This window comes from Pseudarthrobacter ribosi, from assembly GCF_055412865.1.
This window is the reverse complement of the sequence record NZ_JBVAYZ010000002.1, coordinates 1-13055: the sequence shown is the minus strand read 5'-3', so window position 1 is coordinate 13055 and position 13055 is coordinate 1. Positions and strand designations below refer to the sequence as shown.

12 protein-coding genes are annotated in these 13055 nt (G+C 68.6%); 8 read left to right on the top strand and 4 right to left on the bottom strand.

What is annotated here, in order from left to right; translation table 11 throughout:
• Positions 1-54 precede the first annotated feature (54 nt).
• The 5 genes from ACZYZ5_RS01860 to ACZYZ5_RS01840 all read left to right on the top strand — a co-directional run bounded on the left by ACZYZ5_RS01860 (position 55) and on the right by ACZYZ5_RS01840 (position 8103).
• Positions 55-543 (top strand): PTS sugar transporter subunit IIA, encoded by a 489-nt coding sequence (locus ACZYZ5_RS01860; protein WP_463898784.1) that lies wholly within the window; start codon positions 55-57, stop codon positions 541-543.
• A 110-nt stretch (positions 544-653) separates the two neighbouring features.
• A complete protein-coding gene (locus ACZYZ5_RS01855) occupies positions 654-1517 on the top strand; it encodes an SURF1 family protein (protein ID WP_463898783.1) in 864 nt (287 codons plus the stop codon).
• Entirely contained in the window at positions 1514-2026 is a 513-nt protein-coding gene (locus ACZYZ5_RS01850; protein ID WP_463898781.1) for a DUF3817 domain-containing protein, read from the top strand. The genes ACZYZ5_RS01855 and ACZYZ5_RS01850 overlap by 4 nt, the downstream gene beginning before the upstream one ends.
• Positions 2027-2133: 107 nt before the next feature.
• Positions 2134-3723 (top strand): glutamine-hydrolyzing GMP synthase, encoded by a 1590-nt coding sequence (gene guaA, locus ACZYZ5_RS01845; RefSeq protein ID WP_463898780.1) that lies wholly within the window; start codon positions 2134-2136, stop codon positions 3721-3723.
• Between the two features lie 273 nt (positions 3724-3996).
• Positions 3997-8103 (top strand): AAA family ATPase, encoded by a 4107-nt coding sequence (locus ACZYZ5_RS01840; protein ID WP_463898779.1) that lies wholly within the window; start codon positions 3997-3999, stop codon positions 8101-8103.
• A gap of 79 nt (positions 8104-8182) precedes the next feature.
• Here ACZYZ5_RS01840 and cpaB read toward each other — a convergent pair whose 3' ends face one another.
• From cpaB to ACZYZ5_RS01825, 3 genes are all read right to left on the bottom strand, one after another.
• Entirely contained in the window at positions 8183-8782 is a 600-nt protein-coding gene (cpaB, locus tag ACZYZ5_RS01835; RefSeq protein ID WP_463898777.1) for a Flp pilus assembly protein CpaB, read from the bottom strand.
• Positions 8783-9123: 341 nt separating this feature from the next.
• Positions 9124-9375, bottom strand: coding sequence for an FmdB family zinc ribbon protein (locus ACZYZ5_RS01830; protein ID WP_463898776.1), 252 nt, complete (start codon positions 9373-9375; stop codon positions 9124-9126).
• A 147-nt stretch (positions 9376-9522) separates the two neighbouring features.
• On the bottom strand, positions 9523-10161 hold the full coding sequence (locus tag ACZYZ5_RS01825) for a 5-formyltetrahydrofolate cyclo-ligase (protein WP_463898774.1): 639 nt from the start codon (positions 10159-10161) through the stop codon (positions 9523-9525).
• Positions 10162-10258: 97 nt separating this feature from the next.
• On the opposite strand from ACZYZ5_RS01825, the gene galU reads away from it, so the two are divergent.
• The 3 genes from galU to ACZYZ5_RS01810 all read left to right on the top strand — a co-directional run bounded on the left by galU (position 10259) and on the right by ACZYZ5_RS01810 (position 12920).
• Positions 10259-11176 carry a UTP--glucose-1-phosphate uridylyltransferase GalU gene (galU, locus tag ACZYZ5_RS01820; protein WP_463898773.1) on the top strand — a complete coding sequence of 306 codons (918 nt, stop codon included), beginning with the start codon at positions 10259-10261 and terminating at the stop codon, positions 11174-11176.
• A gap of 5 nt (positions 11177-11181) precedes the next feature.
• Positions 11182-11802, top strand: coding sequence for a GNAT family N-acetyltransferase (locus ACZYZ5_RS01815; protein WP_463898772.1), 621 nt, complete (start codon positions 11182-11184; stop codon positions 11800-11802).
• Between the two features lie 116 nt (positions 11803-11918).
• Positions 11919-12920 (top strand): hypothetical protein, encoded by a 1002-nt coding sequence (locus tag ACZYZ5_RS01810; RefSeq protein WP_463898771.1) that lies wholly within the window; start codon positions 11919-11921, stop codon positions 12918-12920.
• 71 nt (positions 12921-12991) lie between these two features.
• Here the strand turns inward: ACZYZ5_RS01810 and ACZYZ5_RS01805 are convergent, their stop codons facing one another.
• A complete protein-coding gene (locus tag ACZYZ5_RS01805; RefSeq protein ID WP_463899214.1) occupies positions 12992-13054 on the bottom strand; it encodes an IS3 family transposase in 63 nt (20 codons plus the stop codon).
• Position 13055 lies beyond the last annotated feature (1 nt).

Genomic DNA, 13055 nt, shown 5'->3' with positions numbered 1-13055 from the left:
GCAGCCTCGACCCGAGACTGCCGGCGCATTGACGCCACTTCGAAGGGACACCTCTTGGCGGAACCACTGGACCGGTATGACGCCGAGCTCACCACCCCGGAAATGGTGATCCTCGAAATGGACGCCACCGACAAGCTCGACGCCACGGCCCAGCTGGCGGAGCGGATGCACGCAGCCGGACGCATATCAGACCTTCCGGGCTTCCTCAAGCACGTCAACGCCCGGGAACACCAGCTGGCCACCGGCCTCCCCGGCGGCATCGGCCTGCCCCATGCCCGCAGCGAGTTCGTCTCCCGGACCACCATCGGGGTCGGCATCACCAAATACGGCAGGGCGCTCGACTTCGGAGCCGCCGACGGGCCGGCGACGGTGGTCCTCCTGATCGCGACCCCGGCCAGTTCCTTTTCCGAGCACCTCGAAGTGCTGGCCACGCTGGCGAGGTCCTTGTCGAAGGAGTCGTTCCGCGAATCGCTCCGCCGGGCCTACGACCCCGAGGTGATCGCGGAACTCATCAACTCCAGCCTGGTCTTCTTCGACCACTAGAGATTGGGGCAGGCCCTTTCGTGTCGACTCCGTCGCCACGCAGGGACCCTGCTGCCCCACTCTTTCCCCCCGTTTCGTTGTTCTACACACGGACGAAGTACGGTTAAGGGGTGCTGAAAACTGCCCTCCAACCCCGCTGGATCGCCGGACTAGTGTTCGCGATCGTCGTGTCAGGGGTGTTTGTGCTGCTCAGCCAGTGGCAGTTCGGGCGCTCGACCCAGCCTGAGGTGACCGTCTCCATCACGACCGAGGAACCCAAATCCCTCACAACGGTGCTCCAGCCCGGGGATTTCTTTCCCGGGTCGGTCGCTGACCAGGTCGTCACCGCCACCGGCAGCTACGACCCGCAGAAGCAGGTCCTCGTCCCGGGCCGGCTGAACGACGGCGCCACGGGCTACTGGATCGTCTCGGCCCTGGCCGTGGACGGCGCCCCCGTGCTGGCCGGTGCCGGCGCGTCGCCGCAGACCTGGATCCCGGTGGCCCGCGGCTGGGTCGCCGACCCCGCGGACGTCCCCGCGCCGCCGTCGGGCACCATAGAACTGACCGGACGGCTGCTGCCCTCCGAAGCCCCGCTGACCGGGACCGACGCCGGCCCCGGCCGGGCCAGCGCCGTCTCCGTCGCCGAGCTCATCAACATCTGGGAAGTCAGCAGCTACCCCGGTTTCGTCGCCGCGAGCTCCGAAGCCGCCGGCGGCAGCGACGTCAGCGCCGCCGCGTCCAGCGGCGAGGTCCGGCCGCTGAACATCGGACCGCAGCCCCCGGCCGAAAAGGTCAACTGGTTGAACCTGTTCTACGCCGCGGAGTGGGTCGTGTTCGCCGGCTTCGCGCTGTTCATCTGGTGGCGCCTTGTCAAGGATGACTACCGCCGCGGACTCGAGGACGCCCTCGACGCGGAGCACGAAGCCGCGGCGCAGGAGCTCCCCGAACCGGACCCCACAGAACCGCACCCCACCGAAACGAAAGTGCAATCATGATCGAGCCCCAGCCGGCCGTCCAGCCGCAGCAGTCCACCGCCCCGGGAAGCGGACGCGGCAAGAAGCGCCGTTTTGGCGGAACCGAGGCCCAGATCCGTTCGGCGCTGAAGTTCTACAAGGTGCTCGCGTACATGACCGGGACCATGCTGCTCCTGCTCTGCGCCGAACTGATCGCCCGGTACGCCTTCGGCCAGTACCTCTTCCTCGGCGGCACCAACGCCGTGACCGGTGAGCCGTTCGGCTTCGGATTCGCCGACGCCGAGCCCCCCGGCGTGGTCGGCGGCGTGAACCTCTCCGTCGCGGTCCTGATCGTCCACGGCTGGATGTACGTCGTGTACCTCATGTCCAACTTCCGTCTCTGGTCGCTGATGCGCTGGCCGTTCACGAAGATGATCATCCTGGCGCTCGGCGGCGTCGTGCCGTTCCTGTCCTTCTTCGTGGAGAAGAGCGTCCACGCCGAGGTGGAGGCCGAACTGGCCGCGAACCCGCAGGCGCCGCAGCGCTACTGAGCGCACGGCGTCGGGTCCGTGTGAGTTCGCTTACCCGGCGGCCGTTTGCGGGCCCGCGCCGGCTTCTCGATGTGCGGGCGGACGGCGCCGCAAAGTAGGCTAGTACGGTGACTACTCCCTCTGCATCCCAGACGTCCCACAAGCCCGTGCTGGTTGTTGACTACGGTGCCCAGTACGCGCAGCTGATCGCCCGCCGCGTCCGGGAAGCGAATGTGTATTCGGAAGTGGTTCCGCATACCTACAGCACCGAGCAGCTCCTGGCCAAGAACCCGGCCGCGATCATCCTCTCCGGCGGCCCCGCGAGCGTCTATGCCGAAGGCGCCCCCAGCGTCGGCCCGGAACTGTTCGAAGCCGGGATCCCGGTCTTCGGCATCTGCTACGGCTTCCAGGCCATGGCCAACGCCCTCGGCGGCAAGGTGGCCCAGACCGGGCTGCGCGAGTACGGCGCCACCGAGACCACCACCATCGGCGAAGGCCGCTCCATCCTGAACGGCATGCCCCAGCACCAGAGCACCTGGATGAGCCACGGCGATTCGGTGCACGAGGCCCCCGAGGGCTTTGAGGTCCTCGCGACGACGGCCGGAGCCGAAGTCGCCGCCTTCGCCAACGAGGAGAAGCGCCTTTACGGCGTGCAGTGGCACCCGGAGGTGAAGCACTCGGCCTACGGCCAGCAGGTGCTGGAGAACTTCCTGTTCAAGGGTGCCAGGCTGGAACCGAACTGGACCGCCGGCAACATCCTCGAGGAGCAGGTCGACCGGATCCGCGAGCAGGTCGGCGACGCCCGGGTCATCTGCGGCCTCTCCGGCGGTGTTGACTCCGCCGTCGCCGCCGCGCTGGTCCAGCGCGCCGTCGGCGAGCAGCTGACCTGTGTGTTCGTGGACCACGGGCTGCTGCGCGAGGGCGAAGCCGAACAGGTCGAACGCGACTTCGTGGCCGCCACCGGCGTCAAGCTCTACGTTGCCAACGAGCAGGAGCGCTTCCAGTCGGCCCTGGCCGGCGTCAGCGACCCCGAGACCAAGCGCAAGATCATCGGCCGCGAATTCATCCGCGCCTTCGAGGAAGCCGAGCTGGCGATCATCGCCGAGGCGGCCGCGCACGGCGAGAAGATCAAGTTCCTCGTGCAGGGCACCCTGTACCCCGACGTCGTCGAATCCGGCGGCGGCGAAGGCGCGGCGAACATCAAGAGCCACCACAACGTGGGCGGACTGCCGGAAGACCTGCAGTTCGAACTCGTCGAACCGCTGCGCGCCCTGTTCAAGGACGAGGTCCGCGCGGTCGGCGCCCAGCTGGGCCTGCCGCAGGAAATCGTGGGACGCCAGCCGTTCCCCGGACCGGGCCTCGGCATCCGGATTGTCGGTGAAGTCACCAAGGAGCGGCTGGACCTGCTGCGCAAGGCGGACGCCATCGCGCGGGCGGAACTGACCGCCGCCGGACTCGACAACGAGGTCTGGCAGATGCCGGTTGTCCTGCTGGCCGATGTCCGCAGCGTCGGCGTCCAGGGCGACGGCCGCACCTACGGCCACCCGATCGTGTTGCGCCCGGTCTCCTCCGAAGACGCCATGACGGCGGACTGGTCGCGGCTGCCCTATGACCTGCTGGCCAGGATCTCCAACCGCATCACCAACGAAGTGGACGGCGTGAACCGCGTCGTGCTCGACGTGACCAGCAAGCCGCCGGGAACCATTGAGTGGGAATAGCCCGGTAACGGGTTAGCCGAGTGGCCGGTCTCTTCGGGAGCCCGGCCATATCCCGTCTGTCCGGGCCTGCCAGGCCGGGACTCCGGCGGCCGCATTTGGCGCAGACCGGCCCTCCGGTGAATTCGGTCGAATTTGTGTCCCGCCAGTGTTGCGGAGCCTCACCGGGGCCGGATTCGGGCTACCCTCGAATGCATGCCGGTATTGTTCAGGACGTCCCGCGCGAGCACGGAAAACGTGAGCACAGTAAACGCGAGTACAGAAAAGAAGGCAGCAGTGTCAGTTGGTCAAGGCCACCCCGAGGGCTCCGAGGAGCTCAGGAAATGGCTGTCCGGGCTCAAACCCGTCACCGGAGCAGACACCATGCTGCGCTTCACCAAAACGCCTGAGGGCTCCATCGACCTGACCCACGCGCATCCGTCCGGACTGGCGCAGTTGATGGCCGGCCGGCGCACCCGGCTCTCCACCCTGATCCGCGACCACCAGCAGTTCGTCGTCGCCGCGAGGGCTTCACGCAATCTGCGGTCCAAGATCTTCGAACTCGCCAATGACCGCGGCATCGATGCGGGCTACTTCTCGGCCGGCACGGTGGTTTGGACATCCGCCGTTGGAGGCAAACCCCAGCGTGTGTCTGCCCCGGTCATGCTGGCCGCCATCTCCCTCACCGTGCGCCCGGGCGAGGACGACTACGAACTGCAGCTCACCGAACAGGCCAGGATCAACCCTGCCCTGATCCGGCACCTGAAGACCATCCACGGGATCGTCTTCGACATCAACGCCGTCACCCGCATGGCGTACAGCACCGCCCGGTTTGATCCCCAGCCGGTCCTCGACCGTCTGGGCACGCTCATCCAGCCCATCCACGGCGCCGAGGTCGAGCACAACCTCCTGGTCTCCACGTTCGCGGACCTGTCCGGGAGTCTCGAGGATCCGTGGATCAACGAGAACCATCCCCTCGTCGGGGCGCTGGGGCGCGCCGCAGCCGGCGGGACCGTCGAGGTTCCCGAACTCAAGGCCGGGCGCTTCCCGAGCACCGACGAGCGCGAACCCGCCGATGAGCTGCTGCTGCTCGACGCCGACGCCGACCAGCAGTACGTCGTCGACGCCGTCCGCGCCGGTGACTCGCTCGTGGTCAGCAGCCCGCCGGGCACCGGCCAGACCCAGACAGCCATCAACACCATCGGTGCCCTCGTCGATCAGGGCAAAACCGTTCTCGTGGTGGGGGACCGGCGGGCCAGCCTGGCCGAGATCTCAGCCGAGCTGGACACCCTGGGGCTGGACTCCACCCTGTTCCAGCTCGCCGGCAACACCACTCCGCTGCAGCTCAAGGGCCAGCTGGTCCGCGCCATCATGCGCAACGAAAAATCCCTGGAGCCACAGCTCAGCAACCTGCACACCACCCTGATCGAGCACCGTCACGCCCTTCGGGACCACGTCTCGTCGCTGCACAACGTCCGTCAGCGCTGGGGCTGCTCGCCCTACGAGGCCATGCAGTCGCTGGCCGGGCTGACGTCGCTCCAGCCGGCACCGGCCACCACAGTCCGGCTCAAGCGCAGCGTGCTGGACAACATCCGCGACCGCGAGGAACTCGCCGGGCGGCTCCACCGCGCCGCCGAACTGGGCAGCTTCAGCCGGTCCTCAACGACCAGCCCCTGGCACGGCGCCCGCCTCCTGACCCGGAAGGAGACCCAGGAAGCCCAGCAGGTGGCCCGCACGGTAGCCGGGAAACTGCCCGAACTGCGCGAACTGATGAACGGCGTCGCCGACCACGCCGAAATCCGCCTCGGCCGCACCTTCGCCGAGTGGGGCGACCAGGTTGAGCTTCTCGTCGCGGTCCGCGAAAGCCTCGACAAATTCACCGCGGACATCTTCGACCGCCCGGTCCACGACCTCATCTCCGCCACCGCAGCCTCCTCCTGGCGGCGCGAACGGAACATCGAGATGCCGTCCATGCAGCGCTCCCGGCTGCGCCGGGTGGCCAAGGAATATGTCCGACCGGGCGTCCACATCGCCGACCTGCACAGCTCCCTGGTCCTGGTTCAGGAGCAGCGGGCCGCGTGGTCCGGCTATGCCACGACGCAGCGCCACCCGGCGGTCCCGTCCGGCCTCGGCGAGATCATCGCCCTGTACCGCGAGCTGGAAACGGAGCTGGCCGAGCTGGGCCAGGCCGTCCGGCACACCGCAGCGGGCGGCGAGTTGCACACCACACCCTACGAAGAACTGATGGAGCGGCTGGAACGGCTGGTGGCCGACACCGGGACGCTCGAGACGTTACCGGAGCGGACGCTGCTGGTCGAAAACATGCGCGAGCACGGCCTCGGCGAGCTGCTCGCCGACCTTGCCGAGCGTGAGGTGCCGGCCGAGTCGGTCGCCACCGAGCTTGAGCTCGCCTGGTGGCAGTCGGCGCTGGAAGCCATGATCAGCGGGGACGATTACCTCGCCATGTCAGACGGCGACGCCCTGCGCCAGCTCGAAGCCGAATACCGCCTCGCCGACAACGCGCACATCGCCAGCGGCGCGGCCCGGCTGCGCTGGCAGCTGGCCGCACGGTGGCGGGCGGCCGTCGCGGAGCACCCGCGCCAGGCGGAACTGCTGCGCAGCCTGCTCAAGGACGGCCGGGTAACGCTTTCGGCGCTGACCGGACAGGCCGCGGAGCTGCTGCCCATGCTGGTGCCGGTGTGGTCGGTGAGCCCCTATCTCCTGACGGCGGTCCTGCCCGTGGAGCAGCGGTTCGACGCCGTTGTCATCCTCGACGCCGAGGCGACGTCGCTGCAGGCTGTCCTGCCGGCCATCGCCCGCTCCAAACAGGTCATCGCCTTCGGTGACGACCGGATCGCCAGCCCGCGGACCTTCACCGTCGGTGTGGAGCGGCTTGCCGCCGGCGAGAGCTCCCACCAGGGTGTGGAGAGCGCGTACCAGGCTCTGGGGACCGTGTTGCCCACCTGGAGCCTGCGCACCGTCTACCGCGCCGTGGATGAAGACCTGGTGCGGCAGCTAAGCAAGGGCTTCTACGACGGCGGACTTCGCCGCCTGCCGGAAGGCCAGTCCGCGACCGGGCTGGACCGCGCCCTGACGGTGGAATACCTGCCGGACGGCACGGGACTGCCCAGCGCCGACCAGGACGGTGTCGAATCCGTCGTGGCCGAGGTCAACCGTGCGGTGGAGCTCGTCTTCGAACACGCCAGACTGCGGCCGCGGACGTCGCTGGCTGTCGTCACCGGCAGCCTCCGGCACGCAGCCCGGATCGGCGAGTCCATCCGGCTGCAGCTGCCCAATTACCCGATGCTGGCCGGTTTTTTCACCGCCGGCGACGAATCCTTCCGGGTCGTGGACCTGGAACGCGCCCAGGGCCTGGTCCGCGACCATGTGATCTTCTCCCCGGGGTACGGACGAACTCCGCACGGGCGGGCTCTCCACAGCCTGGGACCGCTGTCCCTGGCCGGAGGACGGGCCAAGTTCGCCCTCGCCATGACACGGGCGCGGCGGTCGCTGCACGTGCTGAGCTGCTTCCGCCCCGAGGACCTCGACGTGACCCGGCTGAACCACGGCGCGGTCGACTTCTATGAACTGCTGGACCGTGAAATCGCGGGCAATTCCGATCTCGGCAGTCCGGCATCGCGGGCCGCCGCCAGCGAACAGGCCCTGGGGGCTGACCCCCTCGTGGCGGACCTCGGCGACCGCCTGCGGGCCCGGGGTGCCCGGGTCTGGCACCAATACGACGGCGCCCTGAACATGGTGGCCGCGGCCGACCCGTTGAGCACGCTGGGACAGGACGACGCCGAGATCCCCCGGCCCGTGGCGATTGAGTCCGACGGAACCGAGCAGTACCGGCGGCTGACCGTCCGCGAACGCAGCAGGCTCCGCCCGCAGCTCCTGGAACGACTCGGCTGGCGCTACATGCCACTGTGGACCATAGAGGTCTTCACCGATCCTTCGGCCTGCGCCGACCGCATCGGCGGGTACCTCGGCCTGGAAAAGCCGGCCGTGACGCACCGGAAACAGGCCTCGCCGGGATTCTTCGACGACGACGTCGAGAACCTTGCCGTCAGCGAAGCGCAGGCCTCGGAGCGGCGGGCACCGGTCGGACCGCCGGACAGTGCGCATCAGGATCAGGGCAGTAAGGAGGCCGGCGGCATGAGTGCGGATGGCGATACCCGGAACCACAGCGATAGCGAGAACGACCCCAGCGGCCAGGCCACTGGCGAAGGACGGGATGGCAGCCGGGACAACGCGACGGAACAGCCCGCACCGGTGGCGGCAGTTCCTGCCGGTGTGCTGCCGAACAAAGCCTCTGAAGATGATCCGAGGCGCTGGGGCGACGAGCCGGGCGGCTACGACCACGACTCCTGGCTTGAGGAACAGAAGCCTCCGCACTGGGGCTGAGTTCCCTCTCGGCCCGGACCGCCCGGGAGCGGGCTTCCGGGCGGGCTCCCGCCAGGAGATCGCCCGCCGGGAGGGCCGGCTAACCATGGGCGGCCGCCACGAGGACAAAGAACAGCTTCCCCTGCGTGGAGGCACCGGCGAGGCGACCGGCCTGATCGGCGTCGGCAGCGACGACCAGGAGGCCGTCGGTCTCCCCGGTTGCCAGCCATTGGCCCGCCCCGTTGCCATGCTCGGATGTCCACAGTACCGGCACCGCGGCGGCCAGCACCTGCGATGCTGCCGGCTGGTCAAAGCCATTGCCGGTGGTCATCACGACATTGACGAGTTGCCCGGGGGAGAGCAGCTGGATCGAGGCGGGATCGGCCATCCGGAGCGGCACCGCGGCAGACCCCGGAGGGCTTCCCGCCAACAGGCCGGGGCCAAGGAGCTGGGCATCAGATAGCAGTTGGCCCTTGCGCAGGGCCACCGCCAGCTGTTTGCCCTGCAGGGCGTCGGGGCTGCCGTAGCTGCCGGCGGGCACCAGCCCGCGCGGGACGCTCAGCACCGTCAGGTCATCCGGGCCCAGTGTTTCCCCGGCCGGGAGGTCCCGTGCGGCGGCGAACGCGGAAACCGTGAAGGCCGGGGCCGGCGTCAGCTGTTGGACCGTGAGACCGGCCGCCACGCACAGCAGCAGCGCCACCCCCAGCCGCCGGTTGCGGGCGAGCCACCGGGCCAGCCGCGTGCGGGGAGACTGCCCAGCGGGTCCCGGCCGGCGCCGCGGACTTCCGGAGGCCGACCGGATTCGGCGGCGCCTGCGGGACCCGCCGTTTCGCAGAACCGAAAAAGGGTGCCACGCGCCACGAAAAAAGGCCCCGAAGTTGACCCCAGGGACGACGCCTGGAGACAGGACGGGACGGGCGGGGGTGGACATAGCCCGACACTACGCACAGGCGGGGACGCCGGACAGGCGGGCTGTGGGCTATGTGGACAACGCCCCGACAGGCATCGAAACGCAGCGGGGCCGCAGCCCACAGGCAGTTCCTAGCTTGCGGCGGCGGCGGCAGGCGCCGGAGTTGCGGCCGGGGCAGGAGCCGGGGAGACGGTGCTGCCCTTGGCGTCGCGGGAGTCGGTCCGGTAGAAACCGGAACCCTTGAAGACGACGCCAACGCTGTTGAACTTCTTGCGGAGGGTCCCCTGGCACTCGGGGCAGGACGTGAGGGAGCTGTCGGTGAACGACTGCACGATCTCGAAGGCGTGGCTGCAGTCCTTGCAGGCGTATGCATACGTGGGCACTGGAAATCCTCCTCTGGGACAAACGAGCAGGTCCCGTGCTGTCCGGTGGGGACCGCAGCCGACATGTCCGTCGCCGCAATCCGTCCCTTAGCAGTCGCAGGGCCTGAGTGCCAATTCTATCACCCCTGCGGCGCGTCCCTTGATGAGCTACCGCTGCTGCAGCGTGAGCAGGCCCGCGGGGGTCAGGGCGGCAGCCACCTCCCGGTCAAAGGGCTCTGCCGGGATGCTGCCGGCGGGCAGGACCTCGTCTGCGTAGACGACGGCGGCGGTCGGCAGGGGCGGCAACAGCCCGCCGTCGGCCGCGGGCGCCCCGGGCGGGAGCAGGGCGGCCAACGCCGCCAGGAACTTGTCGTAGTAGCCGCCGCCCTGGCCGATCCGGTTACCGGAGTAGTCGACGGCGGTGGCCGGCAGGAAGATGCCGTCGGTGTGCTGCATGACGACAGTGTCGTGGCGTTCCCCCGCGGGCTCCTGGATCGGTGCGTAGCGGCTCCGGACAAAGTCTGATTCCGGAGTCCAGTACACCCAGCTCAGCGCCAGGCCGGGCTCGCAGACCGGAAGCAGCACCTGATGCCCGGCCTCGTGCAGCGCTGCCAGCAGGGGGCGGGTCGGGGGCTCGGAACCCACGCCCAGATAGGCGGCGAAAGTGCCCGGGCCGCCACTGGTCAGGCCGGCAGCCCAAGACAGTCCGTGCCGGGCGATGCCCGACCCGGCGTCCTCCAGCAGGGCCCGCGTCAGCGCGGCTCGCCGGGCACGGTGGCTTGCCCGGATCTCTTCCTTCGACGCCATGCCCGTGTTCCCTCCGTGTGATGCTGCCCGGGAAAGAGCGGTTTCCCGGCGGCCCGAATGATTACCCAATGTTTGGTCCCTCCGATAGATTAGTCCAGTGACTACACCCAACGCTCCCGTCCGCAAGGCCGTCATCCCCGCAGCCGGCCTCGGCACCAGATTCCTTCCGGCCACCAAGGCCATGCCCAAGGAAATGCTGCCCGTCGTCGACAAGCCGGCGATCCAGTACGTCGTGGAGGAGGCTGTCAAAGTCGGCCTGAACGACATCCTGATGATCACCGGCCGCAACAAGCGCGCGCTGGAGGACCACTTCGACCGCGTCCCCGCGCTGGAAGCCACGCTTGAAGCCAAGGGAGACACCGCCAAGCTTGAGTCCATCCAGGCGGCCAGCAATCTTGGCGACATCCACTACGTCCGCCAGGGCGATCCGATGGGCCTGGGCCACGCCGTGCTCCGTGCAAAGCAGCACGTCGGTTATGAGCCGTTTGCGGTCCTGCTGGGCGATGACCTGATCGACGCACGCGACGACCTGCTCAGCACCATGATCGAGGTCCAAGCGAAGACCGGGGGATCGGTGGTCGCCCTGATCGAGGTTGAGCCCTCTGAGATCAGCGCCTACGGCTGCGCCGATGTCCAGGCGATCGGCGGCGAAGAATACGTCCGGATCAACCACCTGGTGGAGAAGCCTGACGTCAGGGACGCGCCGTCGAACCTGGCCATCATCGGCCGCTATGTTCTCCACCCGGCGGTCTTCGAAGTGCTGGAAGGCACAGCGCCCGGCCGCGGCGGCGAAATCCAGCTCACCGACGCGCTGCAGGAGCTCGCCGCCGGTAACGGGGAAGGCTACGGCGTGTACGGCGTTGTCTTCCGTGGCCGCCGCTACGACACCGGCGACAAGCTCAGCTACCTCAAGGCCTGCGTCCAGCTGGCCTGCGACAGTGACGACCTCGGTCCCGGCCTGCGGGAGTGGCTGCCGGGCTTCGCCTCGAGCCTGTCTCCCAGCCTGGCCAAGTAGTCCCGGTGGGGGTCAGCTTCCACTGGCCGGTGACACTTGAAAGCGGCGACCTCGTGTTGCGCCCGATCCGGTACCGGGACCGCAAGGAATGGACCGAGGTCCGTTCCCGCAACGGCGAGTGGCTGGCCCCCTGGGAAGCGTCCAACCCCGTTCCCGGCGGTGGCCTTCCCGACTACCGCCAGATGGTGCGTTCCCTCAAGGCGCAGGCCGCCCAGGCCACGGCCCTGCCGTTTCTGATGACAGAGCGGACCCCGGGCTTCCGGGAACCCGTCATCGTGGGTCAGCTTACGGTCTCCTCCATCGTGTGGGGCTCAGCCATGATGGCAACCCTGGGCTACTGGGTGGACAAGGACCGGGCAGGGCACGGCATCGCGCCGACCGCCGTGGCGCTGGTGACGGACTACTGCTTCCAGAACCTTGGGCTGCATCGGATGGAAATCAACATCCGGCCCGAAAACGGACCCAGCCTCCGGGTGGTCGAGAAGCTCGGCTTCCGCGACGAGGGCTACCGGCCAAGGTTCCTGCACATCAACGGTGAATGGGCCGACCATCGGAGCTTCGCGCTGACCTCTGACGAAGTTCCGGAGGGGCTCCTGGCGCGGTGGCAGCAGAGCCGCCCCGCGTAGCCGTCAGACCCTTCCTGACCAGCGCTTACGCCATCAATCCAGTCAATTGACAGTTCCCCCGCGACACACCGGGGACAATGCCGCCCCGGACCCCGCAATGCTCATACGGTTTTGGTGTGGATATCCCTCTTAGCAGCTCTGTGATACTTGTCATTGCTGTTGCCCTCTGGATTGTGTGGGTTGCCCCCTACATGCTCCGGAATGGACGCCACCAACTGCAGCCCGCGGGCGAGCTTGCGGCGGACTTCATCGATCTCGAAACAGCAGCCCCCCAAGCCGGGAACGTCATGAAGATGTCGGCCCAGCAGGAGAAACCCATGACCAGCACCCAGCGCACCGAGTCCGTCCCAGGAACTTCCGGACCCGATGGCGGCCCCAAGACGGCAGTCACCGGTCCGGCGTTCAGGATCCGCTATGGCCGCTTGGCCCTCGCCCTGGCCGGTCTGCTCTCGCTGCTGACCGGCGTCGTCTCGGCGGCCCTGCGAATCTTCGGCGTAGGTGCTCCCTGGCTGCCGTTCGTTGCGCTGTTCGGCGCCGTGACCGCGGTCTTTATGCTCCGCTGGCTCGCGGTCCGGGACCGCCGCCGAAAGGTGAACGCGGCGTTTCGGGCGGCCATGAGCGCACCGGCCCGCCGGGCCGAATCCGCCCCGGAGCGCGCCCCGCTGCGGGAGCCGGCAGGCGAGCCCCGCGAACGCGCCGAGAGCCCGCTCTTTGACGCCCAGGCCGAGGCAACCGATCGTCAGCCGGCACCGAAGCCGGCACGGAAGCCCCTGTCCGCCCAGGAACTCCGCCAGGCGGCGCTGGCGGAAGCCATGGCCTCGGGGGACACATCCGTCTGCGGCCCCGCGGACGCCCGGACCGCCGAAGGATCCAGTTGGGAACCGGTGGAAGTCCCCAAACCCACCTATGTTGAGGCGCCGAAGGCCGAGCGGGCCGCCCCTGAACCGCTCGACCTGCCGGAAGCCCCGAAAGCAGTCGGAAAACCGTCGCTGAAGCAGGGCCTCCCGCAGACGCCGGCCGGCAGCCTCGGCGCGGACGCCGAACAGCAGAAGCCGTTGGGCAAGGCCCAGAGTGCCCTGAGCAACCTGGACGACGTCCTGCAGCGACGCCGGGCCTGAACTTCATCCTTCGAGCCCCGGGCAGCCAGCAATGAACTGGTCCCCGAAAGTTGGACTGGCCAAGTAAGAGCCTAGGCTGCGAGGGCCTGAGCACGGTATTGCACCGGGCTCAGGCCCTTTAGCCTTGTCGAGATT